Origin of the sequence: Mesorhizobium sp. M0227, from assembly GCF_040321855.1 — a bacterium.
Classification (GTDB): domain Bacteria; phylum Pseudomonadota; class Alphaproteobacteria; order Rhizobiales; family Rhizobiaceae; genus Mesorhizobium.
Map to the genome: position 1 here is coordinate 145,637 of NZ_JAMYSJ010000013.1, position 24,685 is coordinate 170,321.

The window sequence follows — 24,685 nt, forward strand, 5'->3', positions numbered from 1 at the left end:
CGATGCGCGAATGCTGATCCGGCCGAAGGACCTTTTGCGCCCGTCGGGCCGGCGTCGGATTTGTCACAATTCGGCCCTAATCGAGGTGCGATAGCGCTTGATGAATGCCGTCGCATCGCCCCGAAAATCGGAAACGGTTTTTGGAAACCCGAGGCGAAGATTCAAGGTGGTGGAGCGGACTTCGTGCGCCCAGGTGGACGCCGGTTTTCCCAACGCCCTGGTTGGCGTCAAGGACGTGTTCGAGTAGGGCCATTTCCACCACCAATCGAGGTTTTCTGAAGCCGCATGCCTGCCGAGATCCGCACGGCCCGCGCGTCTGACGTCGATGATCTCGCCGCCATTGAGAAAGCTGTTTTCTCAAGCGACCGTATTTCCCGCCGCTCCTTCCGCCTGTTCATCGAGCGTGAAACCGCCGAGACGCTGGTCGCCGAAGTCGACGGCCGCGTGGCCGGCTATGCGATCGTGCTGTTTCGCAAGGGCAGCGGCGTGGCGCGCCTCTACTCGATTGCGACCAGTCCGTTTTTCGGCGGACTGGGTGTCGGCCGCATGCTGCTCGGATCCGCCGAAGATGCCGCCTTCGAGCACGACCGCATGATGCTGCGCCTCGAAGTTCGCGAGGACAACAGCCGCGCGATCCGCATCTACGAACGGGCCGGTTATCGCAAGATCGGCCGTGAGCCCGGCTACTATGAGGATGGCGAAACGGCACTTCGCTACGAAAAGACGTTGCGTGGCGGCATTCCGATCGCCACCAAGGTTCCGTTCTACCCGCAGACCTGCGAATTCACCTGCGGCCCGTGCTGCCTGATGATGGCGATGGCCAATTTCGATCGCGGCTTCGTGCCGGATCCGGTCATGGAAATCCGCCTGTGGCGTGAAGCGACGACCGTCTTCATGATGTCGGGTCCCGGTGGTTGCGAACCGTTCGGCCTTGCTGTCTCGGGCTACGAAAGCGGGCTCGCGGTGGAGATCTACGTTTCCTTCTATGGCGCGCTGTTCCTGCAATCGGTGCGCAGTGAGGACAAGCGCAGGGTGATGGAACTGGCCCAGGTCGACTTTCGCCGACGCGCGGAACTTTACGGTATCCCGGTGAATTACCGTGCATTCACAATCGACGATATCCGCGCTGCGATCGCTGGGGGAAAGCTGGTGCTGGTGCTGATCAGCGGCTTCCTGATGTTCGGCAAGAAGGTGCCGCACTGGGTGCTGGCGATCGGCGATGACGGCGACCATATCCTGATCCACGACCCTTGGGTCGAGGACGAAAGGCAGGAGACCATCCTTGATGCAGCCAACATTCCCGTGCCTTACGGCATCTTCATGAACATGGCGCAGTTCGGTCGCGATGGATTGCGTGCCGCCATCACTCTGGGAAAGCGTGACAGATAAATGACCTGGGTCATCCTTACCGGCAGGCAGAGCGATCTCGACCAGGTGGCGACACCGCACAAGATCATCACCAATCGCGACTATCTCGCGCATCCGTCATTGTTTCGCGGCCAGCGGCCGAAGGTCATCAACCTGTCGAACAATTACGCCTACCAGAGCCGCGGCTACTATGCGTCGCTGCTGGCAAGCTCGCGCGGCCACAAGGTGATCCCGACGGTCGAAACGATGATCGACCTTTCGGAGCGCAAGCTCTATGAACACGCGCTGCCGGAACTGGAGCTGGCGCTCAACAAATGCCGCAAGGACCTCGGCGGCGTTTTTCCGCAAAAGGTCTGCATCTTCTTCGGCATCGGCCCGTCGAAAATCTGGGACCGCTTCGCCAAACTTCTGTTCGACTGGTTCCGCGCGCCGGCGCTCGAAGTTCACATCAAGGACAGTGCCGAATGGGCCTCGATCCGGAAGATCGGCTTTCATCCGCTGGCGCGGATGACCGAGGACGAGGAAAAAAGCTTCATCCAGTGCCTGGAAACCTACACCAACCGGGAGTGGCGAGACACCAAGGGCCGCACGCCGGCGCGCTACACCTTCGCCACGCTGGTCGACCCGCATGAGGAATTGCCGCCCTCGGAGATCTCGTCGCTGCGCTATTGGGCCAAGATCGCCGAGAAGATGGGCGTCGAAATCGAGCCGATCACCAAGCGGGACCTCGCCAAGCTCGCCAATTACGACGCGCTGTTCATCCGCGAGACCACCTCGATCTCCAACCACACCTATCGTTTCGCCCGCCGCGCCCAGCAGGAAGGCATGCCGGTGATCGACGATCCGCTGTCGATGATCCGCTGTACCAACAAGGTCTATCTCAACGAGCTGATGGCCTACAACAAGGTGCCGGTGCCGCCGACGGTGATGATCGCCGGCACCTCGGATCTCGAACTGGCGGCGCAGACGCTGGACTTTCCGCTGGTGCTGAAAATCCCGGATTCGTCGTTCTCGCGCGGCGTCAAGAAATGCGCCAATTTCGAGGAACTGAAGACGCTGGCTACCGAATGGCTGGAGGATTCCGACCTTCTGATCGCGCAGAAATTCATTCCGACCGAATATGACTGGCGTGTGGGCGTGCTCGGCGGCCAGCCGCTGTTTGCCGTGCACTATCTGATGGCCAAGAAGCACTGGCAGATCGTCAACCACAAGGCCAACGGCAAGCCCGACCAGGGCGGCATCAAGACCTTCACGCTGAAGGAGACGCCGGCGCATGTCGTCGAGACGGCAGTGAAGGCGGCGCGCTGCATCGGCGACGGGCTCTATGGAGTCGATCTCAAGGAGACCAAGGACGGCGTCTTCGTCATAGAGGTCAACGACAATCCCAACCTTGACCATGGCTGGGAGGATTCTGGCGAGAAGGACGAGGTCTGGGTGCGGCTGACGCAGTGGTTCCTGGAGCGGCTCGACCGGCCGGGGCGGTAATTTGATCGGGGGTAGAACATGCAGTTCATCGTCATCGAGGATTTCACCGGCTGCGATCGCAAGGAGATCTACCGCCGCTTTCGCGACCGCGGCCGCCTGAAACCTGACGGGCTTCTCGTGCACCACAGCTGGATCGCGGCGGACATGAGCCGCTGCTTCCTGCTGGTGGAGGCCGATGACGTCACGCTGCTGCAGCGTTGGGTCATCGAATGGGCGGATCTGGTGGAGTTCGAGATCATCCCCGTGGCGACAAACAAGGACATGGCTGAGGCATTGAGCGGGCACCTCTGATCATCGCCGCACGCTACGTCAACGCAGTGCCGGCGAGCCGACTGCGCGCCGACACTCGTCGATCAGCCACAGGCGAAACGCCGCCACGACATCGCGCCTGGCGCTGCGCTCCGGGATCGTCAGGCAATAGGGCTGGCGCAGCTCCAGTGCCTGGGCGAGGGGCCTGACAAGTCGGCCGTCTGCCAGCGCCGCGGCACAGTAGATCCCTTGCGCCAGCGCCACGCCCAATCCCGAAATGGCAAGGTCGAGTGCCGCGCGCGATGAGTTGGCCGAGAGGCCGCGCTGCGCTGCCCGGCCGGGCTCGATGCCGGCCGCCTCGAACCAGTTGTGCCAGGACGGAAAGGACGCACCAGTCGGTCCCCAGCCCGTGTGGATAAGCGGCAGGCTGGCCAGGCCCTCGGGTTTGATTGTGTCCGCCAGCCCGGGGGCACACACGGGATAGACTGCGTCCTGGACGATGTCCTCGGTCGGGTGCTCGCGATAATGCGGCCCATAGGAGAGCCTGATGTCGATCAGTTCACGGTCGAACGGCACCGGGTCGTCGTCGCCTCTGAGCGATATGTCGACGACGCCATGGCTTGAGGCAAAACCAGCGAGACGCTGCGAAAGCCAACCCATGGCCATGGATGGCGGCACCGACACCACAAGGCGTGGGCGGAACGTATCGCCGCCCAGCTGGCGCGCGACGCTGCCGATCTCCTGGAAGGCCATGGTCAGCCTGGGCAGCATCTCGACGCCGGCCTCGGTGAGGACGACGCGCCGGTTGACGCGGTGGAACAGCTTGCGGCCCATCTGCTCCTCGACCGTGCGGATGAGCTGGCTGACGGCGGCGGCCGATACCGAAAGCTCTTCCGCCGCCGCGGCAAAGCTGCCCGCACGCGCCGCGGCCTCGAAGGCCTGAAGTCCTTTGAGAGATGGAAATGTTGCCATGATCATCAGATAGATAAGCTCAGCTTATCAAAATTGCAGAAATCGTCGTTTTTGGAAAGTTTTTTCTTTGACTACAGTCGGTGCCATCAAATCCAGCCCGGATCGAAGCCTATGGATCATCGCGACGTAATTTCATCGTTGACGCAGGAAGAGCGCAACCGCCTGACCGCCAAGTCGGATGTCGCGGGTCTCGTCCAACTCGGCGCTCATTGGGGTGCGATCGTGATCATCGGATCGCTGATCGCCGCCAAGGTGCCCTTCTGGCCGCTGCTGATGCTGCCGCAAGGCATCCTCATCGTGTTCCTGTTCACGCTGCTGCACGAAACGGTCCATCGCACGGCCTTTGAGTCGCAATGGCTGAACGATGCCGTGGCGCGGGTGTGCAGCCTGGCGATCGCGCTGCCGGCGGACTGGTTTCGCTATTTCCATTTCGCCCACCATCGATACACGCAGGACCCGCAGAACGACCCGGAACTGGCCTTTCCCAAACCGGAGACATGGCGGCAATATCTTGTCCACATATCCGGCATTCCATTGTGGTGGGGCCACCTCAAGACGCTTTATGCCAACGCGATGGACCGCGGCCGGGAAAGCTACGTTCCACCCAAGGGCTATGACAAGGTGCGCATCGAGGCGCGTGCCATGATTGCCTTCTATGCCGTGGTCATTCTGCTGGCCGTCTATTTCCAGCTCTCGGTGCTTCTCTATGTCTGGATCCTGCCCGCGCTGTTGGGACAGCCGTTTCTGCGCCTCTATCTCTTGGCCGAGCACGGCCGTTGTCCGTTCGTCGCCAACATGCTGGAGAACACCCGGACCACGCTGACCAACTGGCTGGTCCGCAAGCTGGCGTGGAACATGCCGTTCCATGCCGAGCATCATGCCTATCCCGGCGTGCCGTTTCATCAACTGCCGCAGTTTCATGCACTGATCGGGCGGCATCTCAAGGTGGTCGAGCCCGGCTATGTCAGCTTCCACGGCAAATACATCGACACGCTGCGTTGACGATGGCCGGCCTCAGCCGGTCTGGCTGTGGAGCGCTCGGGATTTCAACAGACGCTGGATCTCGGCGGCCGTTGACGGCACGCCGATCAGATAGCCCTGCGCCTCGGTACAGCCATTGCCGCGCAGGATGTCGAGTTGCACCTCGGTCTCGACCCCCTCGGCGGTGACAGTGATGCCAAGCTCGGCGCCCAGCCCGATGACGGTGCGAACGATCGCCGCGGCGTCACGATTGCCCAGGTCGTGGATGAACGAACGATCGATCTTGATCTTGTCGACGGGAAAACGCCTGAGGTAGCCGAGCGAGGAATAGCCGGTGCCGAAATCGTCCAGCGCGATGCGGACGCCGAGTTCGCGCAACTGCCGCAGCGTCCTTAGCACCGCCTCGCTTTCGTCCATCAGCACGGTTTCGGTTATCTCCAGTTCCAACCGATCGGCTGGCACGCCGGAGAAAGCCAGCGCCGAGATGACGCTGCGGGCGAAGCTGCCGCTTTTAAGTTGCACGGCCGAGACATTGACCGCGACGCGCAGGCCGGCGGGCCAGTCGGCCGCCGCCGTGCAAGCTTTCCTCAGCGCCCATTCGCCAAGCGGCACGATCAATCCAGTGTCTTCGGCGACCGGAATGAAGCTGTCCGGCGCCACCGTGCCGCGTGTCGGCGAATGCCAGCGCATCAAGGCTTCCGCGCCGACGATCTCCCCGGATGCGATGTTCATGATGGGCTGGAAGTCGAGGTCGAATTCCTGGCGCGGCAGCGCGGTCTCGAGGTCGATCTCCAGCGCACGCCGTGCCTGTACCATAGCGTCCATTCCGGGTTCGAAGAACCGATACTGATTGCGCCCTTCGCTCTTCGCCCGGTAAAGCGCTGTATCGGCGTTCCTCAGCAGCGTGTCGGCATCTCCACCGTCGTCGGGGAAAACCGCTATGCCCAGGCTGATGCCGATATGCATCTCGCGGCTCTTGTCGCGGAACGGTTTTCCTATTGTCTCGATGATGCGCTTCGCGAGTTTTTCAGCATTGGCAATGCCCTTGAAATTGAACTGGATGATGACGAATTCGTCACCGCCGAAGCGGGCAACGACGTCGTTTTCATTATGAAGGCAGCGCTGCAGCCGCTCGGCCACGCTCTTCAGCAGCCAGTCGCCGGCCGGATGTCCCCAAGTGTCGTTGACCGCCTTGAAGCGATCGAGATCGAGCGAGAAGATCGCCAGCGGCGTGGCCGCCGTGTCCTCCAGCGCAAGGTCGAGCCGTTCGCGAAACATCGAGCGGTTGGGCAGTCCGGTCAGCATGTCGTGATGCGCAAGATGGGTCATGCGCTCTTCGGTACGGCGGCGCTCCGTAACATCGTCAAAGGTCGCCACCCAACCGCCGCCGTTCATCGGCTGGCGGGTGACCAGAACCGTCCTGCCGTCTGTAAGATGCCGATAGGCCGAATGCATTTTTTTCGCCACCAGGCAGGCCTCGGTCTTGGCGACTTCGCTGTCGACATCGATCTTCGTATAGATGCCGAGTTCCAGCAATCGTTCGAGCGCGTCGCGGTGCGTCGTTCCAAGCGGGAAGTCCGCCGCGGTGACGTTGTAGAGTTCTAGGAAACGCCCGTTGCGCACGATCATCTTGCCGTCGGCGTCATACATCAGCAGGCCTTGCGACATATTGGCGAGCGCTGCGTCGAAGCGGCGGTGCTGCTCTTTGAGGTCCTCTTGCGCGCGGCGCTGCTCAGTGATGTCCTCATAGATCGAGACCCAGCCGCCCAGAGCCAGAGGGCGGTGCGAGATGCTGACGATGCGGCCGTCCGACAGTGTTTCTTCGTAGGTCGAGGGCTTTGCCTGATCGATATAGGGTTTGCGGATGGCGTAGAGTTCGTCGGCGGTTTGCGAGGCGATGCCGATATCGACGCTGTGGCGCAGAATGTCGAGGAACCGGATGCCGGGCCTTATCACCCTGGTGTCGAGGCAAAAGATGTTTAGGTAGTTGCCGTTGCAGATGATCATCCGCTCGTCGGCGTCGAACATGCACAGGCCGTGCGACATGTTCTCGACCGCAGCCGAAAAGCGTTGGTTCTGCTCGCGCAGTTCGTCTTCCATGTGGCGGGAGCGGTCCATGCCTTCGGCCTCCCGTTTCGGGTTGGTCGAACCATCCTTGGCATCAGCGACGGGCATGAGCGCGCCTGCGGACCGTGATCGAACGCGCTATTGTGGCCGCCGCCGGTTAATTTAGCGTTTTTAGTCGATTGCGGTCGCCGAAACCTGGTGTCGCGATGTCTCGATCGCGGAAAACCGCTTCAGGAACGCATTTTGCGCCCAGGTCACCGAGCGTGGCGTGAAATCGAAGCGGTCGGCATTGAAGCCGCGCGGACGGCCGAAGAACTCGGTCGCCTCCGCGGTCGAAAAGCCGGCGAGCAGCGTTGCCTCGAAATAGGCGGCGATCTGGTCGGCGCGCTTGATCTCCTTGCGCAGCGCAGCACCCGGTTCCGGCAGCGAGAAGCGCAGATGGATGGCGCGCTGCAGCCGCAACTCACAATCCTTGTAGCTGCCGCCCATTACCGATTTGAACGGTGAGATCATGTCGCCGATGACATATTCGGGGGCGTCGTGCAGGAGGGCCGCCAGCCGGGCGTCGGCCGAAGCCTCGGGTACCAGGTCGCGGAACAGCGCTTCGACCAGCAGCGAGTGCTGGGCGACCGAAAAGGCATGCTCACCGCTGGTCTGGCCGTTCCAGCGGGCAACGCGGGCGAGCCCATGCGCAATGTCTGAAATCTCGATGTCGAGCGGCGAGGGGTCGAGCAGGTCGAGCCGGCGGCCCGACAGCATGCGCTGCCAGGCGCGTGCCGGCGCGCCAACGCGGTCGGCGGCCATCAGACCCCCTCCGCGCTGACGGCTTCCTGCGGGAAGGTGAATTTTGCCCAACCGGGAATGGCGAGTGAAACGGTGGCGTCCCCGGCCATGATCGGCTGGCCGGCGTCGAGCGCCGCCTTGACCCGGTCGATGCGGGCAATGGCCAGACCGGTCGTGCCGGTGGTCGAGCCGAGCGTGCCAACCGGCCGGCCTGCAACGGTTAGCTCGGCGCCCGGCGCGGGCAGGGGTCCGTCGGCCGATACAATCAGCACGCGCCGCCTGGCGGTGCCGCGATGCTGCATGCGAGAGACGACCTCCTGGCCGACATAGCAGCCCTTCTTGAAGCCGACGCCACCGGTTTCGTCCAGCAGCACGTCGTGGGGGAAGGCGTCTCCGAGTTGGTAGTCGCTGCCGCTTTCGGCAATGCCGCCGGCAATGCGGAAGGCTTGCCACGCGGCAAGATCGCTGCGCTCATCTGTTTCGCCATAGGAACGCGTGACGGCACCCTTCGGAAAGCGTGTGTCGGCGGCTGCCGTTGAATCAGATTGTGAGGGTGTTGATTCATGTCCCCATGCGACGGTGACAAATGCCTTATCGGATTTTGCAATCTCGACCTTAGCGCGCAGTTTGTAGAGCGTCAGCCGGCGTATGAAATCGTCCGCTATGTCGGCACGGCATTCGAGCCGGAATGCATTCTCGCCGGTGCGCGAGATCAGGAAATCGAACAGGATCTTGCCTTGCGGCGTCAGCAGCGCACCGGGCTTGGCTTCGCCGGGAGCCAGAATGTCGAGATCGGTGGTCACGATGTTTTGCAAAAAATGCTCGGCATCCGGACCTGATACGGAAATGAGGGCGCGGTCTTTGAGCTGGGCAAAGGGCATGGGCGGAAAAGCAACCTGATCTTGCAAAATGGTCGGCCTTTACGTAAGCCGCTGGCACTCCCCCCGCAAGAGAGCATGGCCATGATCTACGACCTCATCCTGACAGGCGGCACAGTGGTCAACCATGACGGCGAAGGGGCTCGCGACATCGGCGTGAAGGACGGGCGCATCGCTGCCATCGGCGGTCTCCGCCAGGCCTCGGCCGGCGAGACGATCGACTGCCGCGGCCTGCATATCCTGCCGGGTGTCATCGACAGCCAGGTGCACTTTCGCGAGCCGGGACTGGAGCACAAGGAAGATTTGGAAACGGGGTCGCGCGCGGCCGTGCTTGGCGGCGTCACCGCCGTGTTCGAGATGCCCAACACCAATCCTTTGACCACCAGCGAGGCAGCGCTTGCCGACAAGGTCCGGCGCGGCACGGATCGCATGCATTGCGATTTCGCCTTCTGGGTCGGCGGTACCCGCGAAAACGCCGGGGATGTCGGCGAGCTTGAGCGGCTGCCGGGCGCTGCCGGGATCAAGGTTTTCATGGGCTCGTCCACTGGCGACCTGCTGGTCGAGGATGACGAGGGCGTGGCGTCGATCCTGAGAAACACGCGCCGGCGCGCCGCCTTTCATTCGGAAGACGAATTCCGGCTGCGCGAGCGTCTTGACGAGCGCATCGAGGGCGACCCGGCATCGCACCCTGTCTGGCGCGACGAGATCGCCGCCTTACGCTGTACCGAACGGCTTGTACGCATCGCGCGCAGCGTTCGCGCCCGCATTCATGTCCTGCACATCTCGACGGCCGAGGAGATTGTGTTTCTCGAACAACACAAGGATGTCGCGACCTGCGAGGCAACGCCGCATCATTTGACGCTAAGCGCCGACGACTACGCACGCCTTGGCACGCTGATCCAGATGAACCCGCCGGTACGCGCCGCCCGCCATCGCGACGGCGTCTGGCACGGCATTGCCCAAGGCGTCGTCGACGTGCTCGGCTCCGACCATGCGCCGCACACGCTGGCCGAGAAGGCCAAGCCGTATCCGGCCTCACCGTCGGGAATGACCGGCGTGCAGACGCTGGTGCCGATCATGCTCGACCACGTCAATGCCGGCCGGCTGACCTTGCAGCGCTTTGTCGACCTGTCCAGTCATGGCCCGCAGCGGATCTTCGGCATGGCCAGGAAAGGCCGCATCGCCGCCGGCTATGATGCCGACTTCACCATCGTAGACATGATGCGGCGCGAGATGATCACCAATGCGCAGGCCGGCTCGAAAGCCGGCTGGACGCCTTATGATGGCAGGGAAGTGACGGGTTGGCCGGTCGGCACCGTCATTCGAGGCCGACGTGTCATGTGGGAGGGCGAAATCGTCACGCCAGGCCAAGGCAAAGCGGTGGAGTTTTCCGAGGCATTGCCCGTCTAGGCTCCCGGATCTCTGCAAGGGCAGAGGCAGAAAGCTCAATCCCCGGCGACGAAGAACGACCACTGTCCGGCAGGCGTGATGCCGACACGGTAGAAGATATAGGCGCCGAACTGCTTCATATCATTGAAATCGCCGGCGGTGACGATCTTGAAGAGCTCGACCCGCTGCTTGGCGTCCAGCTTGTCCAGCGGCAGGGCGAAGAAATACGGCCACACATAGAGTTCTTGTGGCGTGCCGGCATCGAGGTGGACGTAGCCGGCATTAAGCACCTCCTCCAGGATGGCCAGAATCTCCTGGCCGTCTGGGTCTCCGGAGAGGCCCTTGAGGAAGGCGATGGCGTCGCCGTCTATGTCGGTCAGCGATATCTGTGTCATGCTCTCGCCCGTGCCGATCAACGGCCGCAGCTTTTCGATATCGCCGCCCTTGCAGGCTTCGACGATCAGATCGTGCATGCGCCGCACCGGTTCCGGCAGCTTGCCGAGATCGTAGACGACCTCAGGCACCGGCGTTTCCGGATCGACGCGCGGTCTGGTCACGCCGCCATCCGCCGGGCTGTCCGGCTCGGCTTCGGCAGGAGCAGTCGGCTGGCTGGCCGGCGGCGGTGTTCCGACCGGGTTGGGCATTGGCACGGCGCTTCCGGGGGGCGACATGTCGTCGTCGGCCGGCGGCGTGACTGTCGGGGGGAGCTCTTCGCGCTTGATTTCGCTCAGCGCATACACGGGGCTGCTCGCGAGACACACAAGCAGGGGAATCGCGGCACAGCAAGCGGCGAAGGAGATGCGAAGGATCAAGCCACACGGCTTGCCTGACATCGAAAAACTCACTGCCCGTTTCTCCCTGCTTCCGGGCATGACGCCCGAGCGGCATGTTCCCGTCAAAGAACCGGACGTCGGTTCAGTGCCGCAGCCGTTCAGGTTCGAAGGCGCCAGCAATCACCTTTTCACGCATACGGTCGAGCAGGGCAAGGGCCGAGGTCTCGCCATTGGCACGCAACATCTCGCCGAAGGCTGTTTCGAGCGCTGCTTCGGCGATGATCTCGGGCTCTATCCCGGCGGAGAGACCTTCCGCCCAGGCCTCGCTGTGGCTTTCCACGGCGGTCAGGCGTTTTTCTTCCCTGACCAGCGCGTCGATGTCGTTGACACCATGTTCCATAAGCGAATGTCCACCCTTTCAAGCTGCGATCCATCGATGTGGATCAGGCCTGATCTGTTCATTTCACACGCAGGGGCAATTAAGTATTTGTAAATACGACATTTTTTTGATCGTCTTTTACAAAGCCCGATTGCCTTGTGCGAAGCTGCGTTCAGCTCGAGTCAAACTTAGCCGATTGGGGCGGCCTGCGGGGCGAAAACCTTCAGTTTGAGTTAATTCCGCTTTCGCGCGGTAAGGTTTCGTTAATACTGTTGCAGAAGTGCAACATGAGGATTGCACCAAGATATCGCCTGGCACAAGCCGATATATCGGCTGTGCCCAGCAATGATCCGGATAGTTGTTGATGAGCGAATGCCTAGTTGCCGTAACGCGAGGCGATATCGCGAGACAGCGTCTCGCCTTCCTTCATGTAGCGGCTGATGGCTTCGGTCGCCGAGGGCGTGCACCTCGTATAGGTGCCGCCGAAGGAGCGGTAGCCGCGATTGAAGCTGGCGATGAAGCGGGCGCGCCGCTCGGCGTCCGGATTTTCCGAATCGAGCAGTTTTGTCATCTCGACACGCCACTGGTCGCCCTTCTCGCCGCACAGATTGCGCAGGAAATGCAGCGAGCCCAGAACCTCCGCCAGCCGCATCAACCCAGGCTCGAACGGCGATTCGGCGCTGAGCGCGGGCCGTATCGAAACGGTCGCACCGACCGCAAGACACACGGCGAGGAGCATGGACGGACGGTTCATAAGCCTTCTCTACCCAACGGCGTGGCTCTGCCAAACAGGATAAGTCTTTGTGGCGAAACAATTTGTCGCCTGCAAGGCGGTTTTCAGGGCTTCGGCCCGTCGTCTCCGTCCGGGTCCAACAAGTCCTCGGCCACGGCGAACACCGAGCCGGCGAGCGGCAATGCCGCCATCTCACTGAGCATATAGAAGGCCGCCGTCTCTGCATCGTCGCTGGCTACGGCCTCGCCGCCGGCATAGGCGGCGCCGAAGACCGTGAGGAGATAATCGACCGGGTGGCTGTCATCCCTGCCGTCGATGTGGATTTCCCGCAGCGGGCGGTAATCGGTGGCCCGCAAGCCGGTCTCTTCCAACAGTTCGCGGACCGCGGCCTGTTCCAGCGTCTCACCGGCTTCGACCTTGCCACCCGGAAAGGCATAGAGCCCTTGCGATGGTTGCCGGGCGCGCTTGACCAGAAGCACGGCATCCGCGCGTATGACGGCGACCGAAACTGCCGGAACTATCTTGCGCGCTTCGTTCACGGGTTCCCGATCAGGCGTGTAGGCAGGTCTGTTGTGGATCGCCCAGTATGGGCAAGCTTTAGCGGTTGCGCAACGCCGGTTGCATCGCCACTTTCAAGCTGAACCATTCGAAGGACGCCAATCGACCATGTGCGGACGTTTTGCCTTGACCGCGACGCCGGACCAGACTGCCGCGTTGCTAGGCTTGGCGGAACTGGAGGATTTCCCGGCGCGCTACAACATCGCCCCGACCCAGCCGATCCTGATGGCGGTCGCCGGCCCCCCGCGGGCGCCGGGCTCCAATCAGCCGGACCGGCAGCCAATGCTGGTGCGCTGGGGGCTGATCCCGACCTGGGTGAAGGACACACGCGAGTTTCCGCTGCTGTTCAACGCGCGCTCCGAAGGGGCTGCCGAAAAGGCGTCGTTCAAGGCCGCCATGCGCCATCGCCGCGCCTTGGTGCCGGCGTCCGGCTTTTATGAATGGCGGCAAACCGGCGGCAAGAAAGGCCAGCCTTACTGGATACGCCCAAGGCATGGCGGGCTGGTCGCCTTTGCCGGCTTGATCGAGACCTATGCCGAGCCGGGCGGTTCGGAAATGGACACCGGCGCTATCTTGACCGTCAACGCCAATGCCGACATCGCCCATATTCACGACCGCATGCCGGTGGTGATCGATCCCAGGGATTTCGCCCGCTGGCTGGATTGCCGCACGCTCGAGCCGCGCGATGTCGCCGACCTGTTGCGGCCGGCACAGCCTGATTTCTTCGAGGCAATTCCCGTCTCCGACCTCGTCAACAAGGTCGTCAACACCGGACCGGAGATCCAGGAGCGGGGCGAGATCGGGCCGGAGCCCGAAAAAGTCAAGCGCCAGAAGCCCGGCGCGGACGACAGTCAGCTGACGTTGTTTTAGCTGAGCTGTTCTTCAGGGCCGCATGTCAGCGCCCTCATGCCTGGCACCTTTGGCGCCAGCCACACACTGCTTCAGGCAGCGCGGGGCGATACGATCTTCTGCGCCGGCTTCTTCTTCTTCGCGGTGTGGAGAAGTGCGGCGACGATCGCGGCCGGGCCTATGGCGCGATAGTGGTTGGCCAGCGCCGGTTGCTTGGCGCGATTGGATTCCTGCTTGCTTCGGAGCATGTCTCTCTTCCCAGGTAACATTTTCGTGTCTGCGTTTGATGGCCGATTCTGACCAAATCGTGACGCCTGCTGATCTAGCCGGCGAATGTTTCATGACTGTGCCGACATGTTTAATAAAATGTTTCAGTGGCTCATTACCTGTGATCCAGCGACGTTTTTGCCGAAACTAGCGACTTGACGGCAACACTCGCCAAGGCGATAAAGCCGCCCATGAAAACGTCTTTCGCCATTTGTGGCATTTGCATTATTGGCTAGCCTCGCGCTGGTCCGGACGTTTTCGCCTCATCTTTCCCCAGATTGGACAAACGCCCCGGCCAGCAGGCTGGAGCCTGATTTGCGTCTTGGCGCGGGCTGGCTCCATCCAGATGAAAGATCTGAAACGGGAAGGCACGAATGTCTGACGCATCGCAGGGCCTGCGCCTCTACAACACGCTGACGCGGACGAAAGAGGATTTCGTCCCGATCGATCCGCTGAACGTGCGCATGTATGTCTGCGGTCCGACCGTCTACGACTTTGCCCATATCGGCAATGCCAGACCGGTGATCGTCTTCGACGTGCTGTTCCGCCTGCTGCGCCAAGTCTATGGCGAGGCGCACGTCACCTATGTGCGCAACATCACCGACGTCGACGACAAGATCAACGCGCGCGCTCTGCGCGACTTCGGCGGCGAGATCGCTTCCGGAACACTTTCGCTCAACGAGGCGATCAGGCGGGTCACCGAAAAGACCGCCGACCAGTTCCACAGCGATGTGGCGGTTCTCGGCTGCCTGGAGCCGACGGTCGAGCCGCGCGCCACCGAATTCGTCGAGCCCCGCGCCGACGGCAAAGTCGACATGATCACCTTGATTCAAAGCCTGATCGAACGCGGCCATGCCTATGTTGCCGCGGGCGAAGTCCTGTTCGATACGGCGTCGATGCCGGACTACGGCCAGCTGTCGAAGCGCAATCTCGACGAGCAGCAGGCTGGTGCTCGCGTCGCCGTCGACGCGCACAAGAAAAATCCCGGCGATTTTGTCCTGTGGAAGTTGTCGTCGCCGGAGGAGCCCGGCTGGAATTCGCCATGGGGCAGGGGTCGGCCGGGCTGGCACATCGAATGCTCGGCAATGTCGGCCGCCTATCTTGGCGAGGTGTTCGACATCCATGGCGGCGGCCTCGACCTGATCTTCCCGCACCATGAGAACGAGATCGCCCAGTCGCGCTGCGCCCATGGCACGGACGTGATGGCCAACATCTGGATGCACAACGGCTTCCTGCAGGTCGAAGGCCAGAAAATGTCGAAAAGCGTCGGCAATTTCTATTCGATCAACGAACTGCTGGAGACCGAGACCTTTGGCGGCCGCAAATGGCCGGGCGAGGTGCTGCGGCTGGCGATGCTGATGACGCACTACCGCGAACCAATCGACTTTTCCGTGCGCAAGCTGGAAGAGGCCGAGAACACGCTGCGCAAATGGAAGCGAGTAGCTGATGGAGCGCGTTATGAAACGGGCCCCCCTAGCAGCTTTGTTAAGGCACTTTCGGACGACCTTTCGACACCTCAGGCCTTTTACATATTGGCGGAGCTCGTTTCAGACGCGAGCAAAGGTCTGGGGTCGGAGGGCTCAGAAACGCCCTTTGTTGAAATTGATGGCGATCCAATAGACGTCGAATTTAAGTTGAATGCCGCTGCTGAGGTAAAGGCAGCTTTGTTATTTCTTGGTTTTGACTTTGCGGAAGCAAAAGTTGCCGAACATGCCATTGTTGAGGCAATTGAAACCCGACTTGCCCTCATAGCGTCGAAGAACTGGGCCGAGGCCGACCGCATCCGCGACGAACTGCTGGCGCAAGGTGTACAGTTGAAGGACGGTAAGGATCTGGTCACTGGCGAGCGAGTGACGACGTGGGAGGTCAAGCGGTGAGGTTGGCGCGAAACACTTTTGAAAGGTTGGCGGAGACCCTGGTGACAGCCGATCTCCCCCCTTGCGGGGGAGATGTCCGGCAGGACAGAGGGGGGTGTGAAGGAACGCCATCGTTTCTGTTTGCCTACCCTCGTTTCGACCGTTTCCTGAGAAGGCAGCGGTCTCCAATTGATAAGCGGGCGGGACAGCACCCCCCTCTGCCCTGCCGGGCATCTCCCCCGCAAGGGGGGAGATCAGCCCTCGTCGCCGATTTCGCTAATCACCGGCGAAGGGGTGTTTGATGGGACACGATCTCGTTCCGCAACGACACCGCCGGAATGCAAAATCCATGCGTCGCGTCATGACCGATGCGGAGTTGAAACTTTGGAATGAGTTGCGTGCTCACCAGCTTATGGGGATGAGCTTTCGACGGCAGGTGCCGATCGGACCTTATATCGTTGACTTTGCTTGCTCGGCCTATCGTCTCATCGTCGAGGTAGACGGCAGCCAGCATGCGGATAGCGAAAATCTACAACAAGACGAGACACGCAGCGCATATTTTAAGAGCAGTGGCTGGACCATCCTGCGCTTCTGGAACGACGACGTCATTCGCGATATCGACAATGTCTGCCAGCACATCGTCATCGAGGCCGGCCTGGCCGCTGCCGAAGTGCTGGCGATCGAACCAGCTAGGGAGGCAATTTCATGATAGACCATCTTGGCATCACCGTTGCCGATTTCGATGCTTCGAAGGCTTTCTATGACAAGGCGATGGCGCCGCTTGGTGCAGCGCTCCTCTACATGGTACCGCTGGAATACACCGGCGGCGCCAAGGTCGGCGGCTATGGCCGTGACCGGCCGGTGTTCTGGCTGAGTTCGGCCAAGGACAAGCCCAGGGATCACCAGCACGTCGCCTTCACCGCGCGCAGCCGCGCCGAGGTCGATGCCTTCCACGCAGCGGCACTTGCTGCCGGTGGCAAGGACAATGGCGGGCCGGGCCTGCGCCGGCATTATCACCCGAACTACTATGGCGCCTTCGTCTTCGATCCCGACGGCAACAATGTCGAAGCCGTCTGCCATGCGCCGGAGTGAGCCGAGATGAGCCTCGACAACCGGCCGATCTACACCGGCGGCTGCCAGTGCGGCGCGGTGCGCTTTCGCGTTGAAGGCGCGCTCGGCGACGCTTCGGTCTGCCATTGCCGCATGTGCCAGAAGGCGTTCGGCTCGTTCTATGCGCCGCTGGTTTCGGTGCGTGGCGCCCGGCTCGACTGGACGCGCGGCGAGCCGAAATACTTCCGCTCCTCCAACCATGTCGATCGCGGTTTTTGCGCCGATTGCGGCACGCCGCTGACCTTCACCGCGCCGGACGGCGTTGGCCTCGCCATCGGCGCGTTCGACAATCCGGCGGAGATCGTGCCGCTGATCCAATGGGGTGTCGAGGCAAAGCTGCCTTATGTCGATACGATCCCGCAATTGCCGGGCGAGGAGACGATGGCCGACGTGTCGTCGGCCTCTTATCTGGCCGATCTCGTCTCCTACCAGCATCCGGACCACGACACCGAACAATGGCCGCCGAAGGAAAGACCATGACCGAGACAGTAAGAACTGGCGGCTGCCAATGCGGCGCCGTGCGTTTCCGCATTCATGGGGCGCTCGGCCGTCCCTCGATCTGCCATTGCCGGATGTGCCAGAAGCAGTTCGGCTCGTTCTTCGGTGCGCTGGTCACGGTGCCCAGGGATGGCGTCAAATGGACCCATGAAGAGCCAAGCTATTTCCAGTCGTCGGTCAACATCGATCGTGGTTTCTGCGCCCGCTGCGGGACGCCGCTGACCTACCGGCAGCCCGGTGGACTTGAGATCGCTATCGGTGCCTTCGACGACCGCTCAGATCTCGCCCCGCAGATCCAGGTCAACTACGCCGCGCGGCTGCCCTGGGTGGAGACGATCTTCGATCAGCCCGTCCACCAGGATCCCGACTACTATAACAGGCAGGAATCCATCATCTCCTTCCAGCACCCCGACCATGAAACAGCGGACTGGCCGACCAAAGGTTTGCAACTATGAGCAGTCAATTGCGTACCCTCTATCCCGAGATCGAGGCCTTCGAGTCCGGCATGCTCGATGTCGGCGACGGCCATCAGGTCTACTGGGAACGTTCCGGCACCAAAGGCGCCAAACCGGCGGTGTTTCTGCATGGCGGGCCGGGCGGCACCATCTCGCCAAAGCACCGGCGGCTGTTCGACCCGAAGCTCTACGATGTCATCCTGTTCGATCAACGCGGCTGCGGAAAATCGACGCCCAATGCCTCGCTCGAAGCCAACACGACCTGGCACCTGGTCGCCGACATCGAACGCCTGCGCGAAATGGCCGGCTTCGACAAATGGCTGGTGTTCGGCGGCTCCTGGGGGTCGACGCTGGCGCTCGCCTATGCCGAAACGCACCCCGAACGCGTCAGTGAGTTGGTGGTACGCGGCATCTACACGCTGACACGTGCGGAACTCGAATGGTACTATCAGTTCGGCGTCTCGGAAATGTTCCCGGACAAATGGGAGCGCTTTCTGGCGCCGGTCCCGGAGGCCGAGCGCGGCGACATGATGGCTGCCTACCGCAAGCGGCTGGTCGGCACGGATCGCAAGGCGCAGATCGAAGCCGCCCGCGCCTGGAGCCTGTGGGAGGGCGAAACGATCACGCTGTTGCCGGAACCGGAGACCAGTGGACCGTTTGGTGAGGACGACTATGCCATTGCCTTCGCCCGCATCGAAAACCACTATTTCGTCCATGCCGGCTGGCTTGAGGAAGGGCAGCTGCTGCGCGACGCGCACAAGCTGAGCGACATTCCCGGCACCATCGTCCATGGCCGCTACGACATGCCGTGCCCGGCGCGCTATGCCTGGGCGCTGCACAAGGCCTGGCCGAAGGCGGATTTCCATCTGATCGAGGGCGCCGGTCATGCTTATTCGGAGCCGGGGATTCTGGATCAACTGATCCGGGCGACGGATCGGTTTGCAGGGAAGATATAGTCGATGCACGGCGATCCTTCACACCCCCCTCTGTCCTACCGGACATCTCCCCCGCAAGGGGGGAGATTGGATGTCGCCTTCGCTTTCGCCAATCGCCGACGATGCAGGACCAGCGCTATCGTCAAAGCTGCCGATCTCCCCCCTTGCGGGGGAGATGGCCGGCAGGCCACAGGGGGGTGCTCAAGCACCTTGCTGTCATGAAAAAGGAAAGACTGTTCCTCTTCGACACCACCTTGCGCGATGGCCAGCAGACGCCGGGCATAGACTTTTCCGTCGAGGACAAGATCGCTATCGCGAAACTGCTCGACGCTTTCGGCCTCGATTATGTCGAAGGTGGCTATCCCGGCGCCAACCCGACCGACACAGCCTTCTTCCAGGAGAAACGTACGTCGCGCGCCAAATTCGTCGCCTTCGGCATGACCAAACGGGCTGGGGTGTCAGCTTCCAACGATCCCGGCCTTGCGTCACTCGTGCAATCCAAGTCGGATGCCATCTGCTTCGTCGCCAAGAGTTGGGACTACCATGTCCGTGTCGCGCTCGGCTGCACCAATGAGGAGAACCTCGACGCCATCAAGGCCTCCGTCGAGGCGGCGATCGCCGCCGGCAAGGAGGCGTTGGTCGATTGCGAGCATTTTTTCGACGGCTTCAAGGCCAATCCCGATTATGCGCTGGCCTGCGCCAGGACCGCCTGTGATGCCGGCGCGCGCTGGGTGGTGCTGTGCGACACCAATGGTGGCACGCAACCCTCGGAAGTCCGCGCCATCGTCGAGAAGGTTATTTCATCAGGTATTTCAGGCGATTATCTCGGCATCCATGCTCATGACGACACCGGCCAGGCAGTGGCGAATTCCCTCGCCGCTGTCGAGGCCGGCGTGCGCCAGATCCAGGGCACGCTCAACGGCATCGGCGAGCGCTGCGGCAACGCCAATTTGATCTCGATCGTACCAACGCTGGCGTTGAAACCGGCCTTCGCCGATCGTTTCGAGACGGGCATTTCGGCTGAGGCGCTGACCGGCATTTCGCGCCTGTCCCGCGCCTTCGACGAACTCCTGAACCGCGCCCCGGAAGCGCAAGCGCCCTATGTCGGGGCCTCTGCTTTCGCCACCAAGGCGGGCATCCATGCCTCCGCGCTGGCCAAGGAGCCGGCGACCTATGAGCATGTGCCCCCGGAAACGGTCGGCAACCGCCGCCGCGTCATGGTTTCGGACCAGGGCGGCAAGGCCAATTTCCTCGCCGAGTTGAAGCGGCGCGGCATCGACGTGCCGAAAGATGATCACCGGCTCGACGCGCTGATATCAGTGGTCAAGGAGCGCGAGGCCGAGGGCTACGCCTATGAGGGCGCCGATGCCAGCTTCGAGCTCCTGGCACGCAAGATGCTGCACGGCCTACCGGAGTTCTTCAACGTCACCTCGTTCCGCTGCATGGTCGAGCGCCGCTTCGACGCCAACGGCCAGCTGAAGACGGTCTCCGAAGCGATCGTCAAGGTGGTGGTCGACGGCGAGGAGAAGATGTCGGTGGCCGAGGGGCATGGCCCGGTCAACGCACTCGACATCGCGCTGCGCAAGGACCTTGGCAAGTTCCAGAGCGAGATCGCCGACATGGAACTGGCCGACTTCAAGGTGCGTATCCTCAATGGCGGCACCGAGGCGATCACCCGCGTTCTGATCGAATCGCATGACGGCACCGGCGCGCGCTGGTGGACGGTCGGCGTTTCCGAAAACATCATCGACGCCTCGTTCCAAGCGCTGATGGATTCCATCGTCTACAAGCTGATGAAGAACCGCGAGATGGCCGGACTGGTGGCCGCCGAATAGGGTTGAACCATCAGCGAAAGTCCATTGATCCATCAGAACTTTGCGATGGTCTTGCCAAGGTGGCTGGGCCATAGCGTTGGCCCATGGCCACTGAAACAATCACCCTGGATGCGGATTCCAAGGCCCGTCGCGGCTTCCTGCTGGCACTGGGGGCCTATCTGCTATGGGGGCTGCTGCCTTTTTACATGAAGGCGGTCGCTCATCTGCCGCTCGCCGAAGTCATTGCCCATCGCATCGTCTGGTCGGTGCCGATCGCCGCCGCCGTCCTGATCTGGGCCGGCCGCACGGCGGATTTCAAGGCGGCACTGCGTTCGCCGCGCACCATCGCCATGGCCGCGCTGACGGCTGCGCTGATTTCGGTCAACTGGGGCATCTATGTCTGGGCGATTGCCGTCGACCGCACTGTCGAGACCGCGCTCGGCTACTACATCAATCCACTGGTCAGCGTCGTTGTCGGCGCGCTGCTGCTTGCCGAGCGCCTCGACCGGCTGCAGATCGCGGCGGTGGTGCTGGCGGCCGTCGCGGTCGCGGTGCTGACCATCGAGGGCGGCAAGCTGCCCTGGGTGTCGCTGGCGTTGGCTTTTTCCTTCGCCGCCTACGGCTTCTTCCGCAAGACGCTGCCGATCGGACCGAGCCAGGGATTTTTGCTCGAAGTGCTTCTGCTGTCGGTGCCGGCACTTGGCTACATCGTTTATCTCATCGCGACCGGGCAGGACCACATCGTATCCAGCAGCGGTGCCGATAGGGCGCTGCTGATCGGCTGCGGTCCAGTCACGTCGATACCGCTGCTGCTGTTCGCCTTCGGCGCCAAGCTGCTGCGCCTGTCAACCATCGGCATCATGCAATATATCGCGCCGACCATGGTGTTCCTGATCGCCGTTCTGATCTTCGACGAGCCTTTCGGCACCACCCAGGCGATTGCGTTCGCGCTGATCTGGGCGGCCTTGGCGGTCTATTCCTGGTCGATGTTGACGACAGCGCGCCGCGCCGCGCCGCAGCCCGCACGGTAAGGAGTTTCGATGTACCTGCTGCATATCGCCAACAAGAACTATTCCTCATGGTCGCTGCGGCCCTGGGTGTTGATGCGCGCGCTGGATATCCCATTCGAGGAGCGGCTGACGCCATTCCCGACCGCATCGAGCTGGGAACTCTACCGGTCGTTTTCGCCCAGCGGCCGGGTGCCGTGCCTGATCGAGGACGGCTGGGCGGTCTGGGATTCGCTGGCCATCGTCGAATATCTGGCCGAACGCCACCATGGCGTGTGGCCCGTCGAAGCCAAGGCGCGCGCCTGGGCACGCTCGGCCGCCGCCGAGATGCATTCGAGCTTCACCGCATTGCGCGGGGCATGCCCGATGAGTTGCGGCGTGCGGGTAAAGCCGTTCCCGATGTCCGATGGGCTGAAGCAGGACCTTTTCCGCCTCGGTGACCTCTGGAATGATGGTCTTGCCCGTTTCGGCGGGCCGTTTCTGGCCGGCGCTCATTTCACCGCCGTCGACGCTTTCTTTGCTCCGGTGGCGTTCCGCGCCCAGTCCTATGGGCTCCCCTTCGAGGGTGCGGCTGCGGCTTATCCGGCGCAATTGCTTGCTCTACCGGCGATGCGCGAATGGTATGCGGCTGGCCTTGCCGAAATCTGGCGCGAGTCCGATCACGAAGCGGAAGTGGCCGCCGCCGGCACAGTCATCGAGGATCTTCGCGCCACGGCGTGATAGCCGCCGGCGGGTGCTACATCTGTCCGAGCCGCCTGACAAAGAGATAGGTCGCTCCCGCGATTACCATCGCTACCGCCGTCACCACCCAGAAGCCCATTGGCGTGTCGACCAGCGGCAGGCCGCCGACATTCATGCCGAACAGGCCGGAGATGATGGTCATCGGCAACAGCACCGCCGTCATCACCGACAGTACGTACAGCAGCCGGTTCGACTGCGTTGTCAGCTTGGCCATCAGCTCGTCTTGCAAAAGCCGGGCGCGGGCCTGCAACTGCTCGCCGTCATAGTGCAGCGTCTGCGCACGATGCGACAGCCGCGCCGCCATGTCGTTGATGGAATCCGGCAGGTCGTTGCGGTGCGAATGGTCGAGATGGCGAAACAGATTGGTCAGCGTCGCCATCTGCCGGTGGATCACCACCAGGTGCCGGCGCGCGTCGACCAGCGCCTGCCGCTCATTGTGCCATGCGTCGCAGACGATGCGATCCTCGATGCCGTCGAGACTGTCGCCAAGTGCCGCAAGTTCGGCCACCATGCCGTCGAACGACTGGCCGACGACCGCCTCGATCAGCGCGGCCGGCGAGCGGAATTTGCGCGATCCGTTCTCGATCGCCTTGCGGATGTTATCGACAGACTGCAGCGGCTGCTTGCGGGCGCCGACCAGCATGGTGTCGTTGAGGGCGAAGCGGAAATGGCCAAGTCCGCCCGCTTCCGCCGAATAGTCATGGCGCAGATCCGGCAGGTCGCCATAGAGCCAGTCGTCCTCGAGGTCGATGTGGCAGCCATGGCTGGCGGACAGGAAAGCTTCACGCACCGGTGCCGGCAAAGCCTGATCGGTGCCGATCTCATGGCGAGCGCGCATGTCGGAAAGCTGGTAGCTGCGCCATGTCCAGTGCGCGGCGGCGGCGTCCCTGGTTCGCACGCCCTCAGCGGTGAAGTGATAGATGAAGAACAATCCGTGCTCGTCGGGCAGGTAGGGCGACAGGTCGGTGCCTTCCGGGGCGACAGTGATATCCATGGGGGCGGTGCCAGATGCATGTTCCGAAGATGGCACCGCACGGCGGCTGCCTGGCCTTGATTTCTAGCACGAGCGAACCCGGTTCCGTGTGACGGTTTCTTGACAGCCGATCACGGTCTGTCGATCACCTACGTCAATCCGGTGGTGACGGCCTTCGCCACCCCCGGATTGTGTCCCTGTCAGTGCTTCGGGCCGAAGCCGGGGTAGGGCTTTAGGGATACGATTGCGGCAATGTCCATCATGCCGGCCTTGACCAACGGCAAGGTGGCGAGGTGGGCGCGAACCTCTGCATCATCGGCTGCCTCGAACATCATGCCGCTGCCCGGGATGTCGCCTCGGTTCCACATCTGGCGTACCGCGCCTTCGGCATAGAGCGTGCGCCGCTGTTCGGCTTCGCCGGGTAGAAGCGGAGCGAAATCGGCATCGGCAAATTTTCGGTGTTGCGGGTGAGAAGGGCAAAGAACTGCATGGCGGTCTCCTTTGGTTGGAATGGCCGAATTATCGCTCCCGCCGGTCAGACTGTCCAAGACTGGTTAGGCTAAAGTTGAGACCTGGGGGGACTGGAGCCCGGAGAAAAATGTTCGATCTGCGTCAGCTCCGCTATTTCGTCACCGTCGCCGAAACCGGCAATGTCGGGCGCGCCGCCGAAATGCTGCATATTTCTCAGTCGCCACTCAGCCGGCAGATCATCCAGCTCGAGGAGCAACTCGGCGTCGCTTTGTTCGAACGGGCAAAGCAGCGGGTCCACCTCAACGCCGAGGGCCGCGCCTTCCTCGTCGAAGCCCGCGCGCTGCTGTCCAATGCGCGACGTTTGGAGCAGTTCGGCCGCAACCTGGCCAGCGGCGCCGTCGGCCGGCTCGCCATCGGCTATGTCGAAGGCGCCGTTCATGCCGGGCTTGTCGCTGGGATGCTGCGCCAGTTCCGTCGCGACCGGCCGGATTTCCACCTGCAGCTGAGAAGCCTGCGTTCGGCGGCGCAGTTGGAAGGGCTACGGCAGCGGTCGCTGGATCTGGGCTTTGTCTACTCGCCGCCAGCCGATGATGACCCGGATGTCGCCGCGATAGCGCTGCGGCATGAGCCGCTGGTGCTGGCGATCCCCGAAGATGATCCGCTTGCTGAAGTGCCAGAGATTGGGCCCGACCACCTTGACGGTCGCACCTGGATCACCGTCGTGCGCCAGCCGGACGACACCAATCGCGGCCAGTTCCTTGCCGCCTGCGCCAAGGCCGGCTTTCTGCCCGACATCGCCTATGAGACGGCGGACCCGCTGACCTCGCTCGGCCTTGTCAGCGCCGGTCTCGGCCTTGCGACGGTGCAAGCCAGCCTGCGTGTCGCTGCGCCGCCGCGGATCGTATTTCGCGACCTGCCGTGGTTCGACCGCACGGTCTCCATCTATCTCGCCTGGCGGCGTCATGACCGACGGGCGGTGATTGCCGATTTGCGGCAGGCAGCTGAGGAATAGGGGAATAGGGGAATAGGGGAATAGGAGAATAGGGGAAGAGGAGAATACGGGAATAGGGGAATAAGTCTGTATTACTCTTCTC

General features: G+C 62.3%; 27 protein-coding genes. 16 read left to right on the forward strand and 11 right to left on the reverse strand.

Annotated elements, in window-relative coordinates; translation table 11 throughout:
• Positions 1-285: 285 nt before the first annotated feature.
• Genes NKJ00_RS19475 through NKJ00_RS19485 form a run of 3 tightly spaced genes read left to right on the forward strand, consistent with a single transcriptional unit; the run spans position 286 to position 3,144 of the window.
• Positions 286-1,389: a peptidase C39 family protein gene (locus NKJ00_RS19475; protein WP_352630842.1), complete on the forward strand. Its 1,104-nt coding sequence runs from the start codon at positions 286-288 to the stop codon at positions 1,387-1,389.
• Positions 1,390-2,853 (forward strand): RimK family ATP-grasp domain-containing protein, encoded by a 1,464-nt coding sequence (locus NKJ00_RS19480; RefSeq protein ID WP_352630845.1) that lies wholly within the window; start codon positions 1,390-1,392, stop codon positions 2,851-2,853.
• An 18-nt stretch (positions 2,854-2,871) separates the two neighbouring features.
• Complete coding sequence (locus tag NKJ00_RS19485; RefSeq protein ID WP_352630847.1) at positions 2,872-3,144, forward strand: DUF3303 domain-containing protein; 273 nt, start codon at positions 2,872-2,874, stop codon at positions 3,142-3,144.
• Positions 3,145-3,162: 18 nt separating this feature from the next.
• On the opposite strand, the gene NKJ00_RS19490 is transcribed toward NKJ00_RS19485, so the two are convergent.
• Entirely contained in the window at positions 3,163-4,074 is a 912-nt protein-coding gene (locus NKJ00_RS19490; RefSeq protein ID WP_352630849.1) for a LysR substrate-binding domain-containing protein, read from the reverse strand.
• Positions 4,075-4,185: 111 nt separating this feature from the next.
• Here NKJ00_RS19490 and NKJ00_RS19495 point away from each other — a divergent pair, with 111 nt between their 5' ends.
• Positions 4,186-5,076 carry a fatty acid desaturase family protein gene (locus tag NKJ00_RS19495; RefSeq protein ID WP_352609805.1) on the forward strand — a complete coding sequence of 297 codons (891 nt, stop codon included), beginning with the start codon at positions 4,186-4,188 and terminating at the stop codon, positions 5,074-5,076.
• 12 nt (positions 5,077-5,088) lie between these two features.
• Here NKJ00_RS19495 and NKJ00_RS19500 read toward each other — a convergent pair whose 3' ends face one another.
• From NKJ00_RS19500 to ygfZ, 3 genes are all read right to left on the reverse strand, one after another.
• Entirely contained in the window at positions 5,089-7,230 is a 2,142-nt protein-coding gene (locus NKJ00_RS19500; protein ID WP_352609803.1) for a putative bifunctional diguanylate cyclase/phosphodiesterase, read from the reverse strand.
• 63 nt (positions 7,231-7,293) lie between these two features.
• Entirely contained in the window at positions 7,294-7,926 is a 633-nt protein-coding gene (locus NKJ00_RS19505) for an HD domain-containing protein (RefSeq protein WP_127289343.1), read from the reverse strand.
• Complete coding sequence (ygfZ, locus tag NKJ00_RS19510) at positions 7,926-8,786, reverse strand: CAF17-like 4Fe-4S cluster assembly/insertion protein YgfZ (protein WP_352609802.1); 861 nt, start codon at positions 8,784-8,786, stop codon at positions 7,926-7,928. The genes NKJ00_RS19505 and ygfZ overlap by 1 nt, the downstream gene beginning before the upstream one ends.
• Positions 8,787-8,861: 75 nt before the next feature.
• Here ygfZ and NKJ00_RS19515 point away from each other — a divergent pair, with 75 nt between their 5' ends.
• Positions 8,862-10,193 carry a dihydroorotase gene (locus tag NKJ00_RS19515; protein WP_352609800.1) on the forward strand — a complete coding sequence of 444 codons (1,332 nt, stop codon included), beginning with the start codon at positions 8,862-8,864 and terminating at the stop codon, positions 10,191-10,193.
• Positions 10,194-10,228: 35 nt separating this feature from the next.
• Here NKJ00_RS19515 and NKJ00_RS19520 read toward each other — a convergent pair whose 3' ends face one another.
• From NKJ00_RS19520 to NKJ00_RS19535, 4 genes are all read right to left on the reverse strand, one after another.
• On the reverse strand, positions 10,229-11,017 hold the full coding sequence (locus NKJ00_RS19520; RefSeq protein WP_023812890.1) for a hypothetical protein: 789 nt from the start codon (positions 11,015-11,017) through the stop codon (positions 10,229-10,231).
• 70 nt (positions 11,018-11,087) lie between these two features.
• Positions 11,088-11,345 (reverse strand): hypothetical protein, encoded by a 258-nt coding sequence (locus NKJ00_RS19525; RefSeq protein WP_008874920.1) that lies wholly within the window; start codon positions 11,343-11,345, stop codon positions 11,088-11,090.
• Between the two features lie 355 nt (positions 11,346-11,700).
• Positions 11,701-12,078: a TIGR02301 family protein gene (locus tag NKJ00_RS19530; protein WP_013532565.1), complete on the reverse strand. Its 378-nt coding sequence runs from the start codon at positions 12,076-12,078 to the stop codon at positions 11,701-11,703.
• Positions 12,079-12,161: 83 nt separating this feature from the next.
• Positions 12,162-12,596 (reverse strand): NUDIX hydrolase, encoded by a 435-nt coding sequence (locus NKJ00_RS19535; protein ID WP_352609798.1) that lies wholly within the window; start codon positions 12,594-12,596, stop codon positions 12,162-12,164.
• 127 nt (positions 12,597-12,723) lie between these two features.
• Here NKJ00_RS19535 and NKJ00_RS19540 point away from each other — a divergent pair, with 127 nt between their 5' ends.
• Positions 12,724-13,485, forward strand: a complete 762-nt coding sequence (locus NKJ00_RS19540; RefSeq protein ID WP_352609796.1) for an SOS response-associated peptidase — start codon at positions 12,724-12,726, stop codon at positions 13,483-13,485.
• 71 nt (positions 13,486-13,556) lie between these two features.
• Here NKJ00_RS19540 and NKJ00_RS19545 read toward each other — a convergent pair whose 3' ends face one another.
• The gene (locus NKJ00_RS19545) at positions 13,557-13,712 is read right to left on the reverse strand and encodes a hypothetical protein (protein ID WP_023812894.1); all 156 of its coding nucleotides are present in this window, start codon (positions 13,710-13,712) and stop codon (positions 13,557-13,559) included.
• Between the two features lie 393 nt (positions 13,713-14,105).
• Here NKJ00_RS19545 and cysS point away from each other — a divergent pair, with 393 nt between their 5' ends.
• From cysS to NKJ00_RS19590, 9 genes are all read left to right on the forward strand, one after another.
• Positions 14,106-15,608 carry a cysteine--tRNA ligase gene (gene cysS / locus NKJ00_RS19550; protein ID WP_023812895.1) on the forward strand — a complete coding sequence of 501 codons (1,503 nt, stop codon included), beginning with the start codon at positions 14,106-14,108 and terminating at the stop codon, positions 15,606-15,608.
• A gap of 280 nt (positions 15,609-15,888) precedes the next feature.
• Positions 15,889-16,296 carry an endonuclease domain-containing protein gene (locus tag NKJ00_RS19555; protein ID WP_023812896.1) on the forward strand — a complete coding sequence of 136 codons (408 nt, stop codon included), beginning with the start codon at positions 15,889-15,891 and terminating at the stop codon, positions 16,294-16,296.
• Positions 16,293-16,679: a VOC family protein gene (locus NKJ00_RS19560; protein WP_023812897.1), complete on the forward strand. Its 387-nt coding sequence runs from the start codon at positions 16,293-16,295 to the stop codon at positions 16,677-16,679. The genes NKJ00_RS19555 and NKJ00_RS19560 overlap by 4 nt, the downstream gene beginning before the upstream one ends.
• A 6-nt stretch (positions 16,680-16,685) precedes the next feature.
• The gene (locus tag NKJ00_RS19565) at positions 16,686-17,177 is read left to right on the forward strand and encodes a GFA family protein (RefSeq protein ID WP_023812898.1); all 492 of its coding nucleotides are present in this window, start codon (positions 16,686-16,688) and stop codon (positions 17,175-17,177) included.
• Complete coding sequence (locus NKJ00_RS19570; RefSeq protein WP_023812899.1) at positions 17,174-17,650, forward strand: GFA family protein; 477 nt, start codon at positions 17,174-17,176, stop codon at positions 17,648-17,650. The genes NKJ00_RS19565 and NKJ00_RS19570 overlap by 4 nt, the downstream gene beginning before the upstream one ends.
• On the forward strand, positions 17,647-18,606 hold the full coding sequence (pip, locus tag NKJ00_RS19575; protein ID WP_023812900.1) for a prolyl aminopeptidase: 960 nt from the start codon (positions 17,647-17,649) through the stop codon (positions 18,604-18,606). Before NKJ00_RS19570 ends, pip begins: the two co-directional genes overlap by 4 nt.
• Positions 18,607-18,803: 197 nt before the next feature.
• Positions 18,804-20,420, forward strand: a complete 1,617-nt coding sequence (gene cimA, locus NKJ00_RS19580; RefSeq protein ID WP_352609793.1) for a citramalate synthase — start codon at positions 18,804-18,806, stop codon at positions 20,418-20,420.
• 83 nt (positions 20,421-20,503) lie between these two features.
• Positions 20,504-21,430 carry an EamA family transporter RarD gene (gene rarD / locus NKJ00_RS19585; protein WP_023812902.1) on the forward strand — a complete coding sequence of 309 codons (927 nt, stop codon included), beginning with the start codon at positions 20,504-20,506 and terminating at the stop codon, positions 21,428-21,430.
• A 9-nt stretch (positions 21,431-21,439) separates the two neighbouring features.
• Positions 21,440-22,126, forward strand: a complete 687-nt coding sequence (locus tag NKJ00_RS19590; protein ID WP_023812903.1) for a glutathione S-transferase family protein — start codon at positions 21,440-21,442, stop codon at positions 22,124-22,126.
• 16 nt (positions 22,127-22,142) lie between these two features.
• Here the strand turns inward: NKJ00_RS19590 and NKJ00_RS19595 are convergent, their stop codons facing one another.
• Together NKJ00_RS19595 and NKJ00_RS19600 are read right to left on the reverse strand one after the other, a co-directional pair.
• Positions 22,143-23,141, reverse strand: a complete 999-nt coding sequence (locus NKJ00_RS19595; protein WP_352630852.1) for a transporter — start codon at positions 23,139-23,141, stop codon at positions 22,143-22,145.
• A gap of 179 nt (positions 23,142-23,320) precedes the next feature.
• On the reverse strand, positions 23,321-23,668 hold the full coding sequence (locus NKJ00_RS19600; protein ID WP_352630854.1) for a muconolactone Delta-isomerase family protein: 348 nt from the start codon (positions 23,666-23,668) through the stop codon (positions 23,321-23,323).
• Positions 23,669-23,718: 50 nt separating this feature from the next.
• On the opposite strand from NKJ00_RS19600, the gene NKJ00_RS19605 reads away from it, so the two are divergent.
• Positions 23,719-24,603 carry a LysR substrate-binding domain-containing protein gene (locus NKJ00_RS19605; protein ID WP_023812906.1) on the forward strand — a complete coding sequence of 295 codons (885 nt, stop codon included), beginning with the start codon at positions 23,719-23,721 and terminating at the stop codon, positions 24,601-24,603.
• The last annotated feature ends 82 nt before the right edge of the window (positions 24,604-24,685 follow it).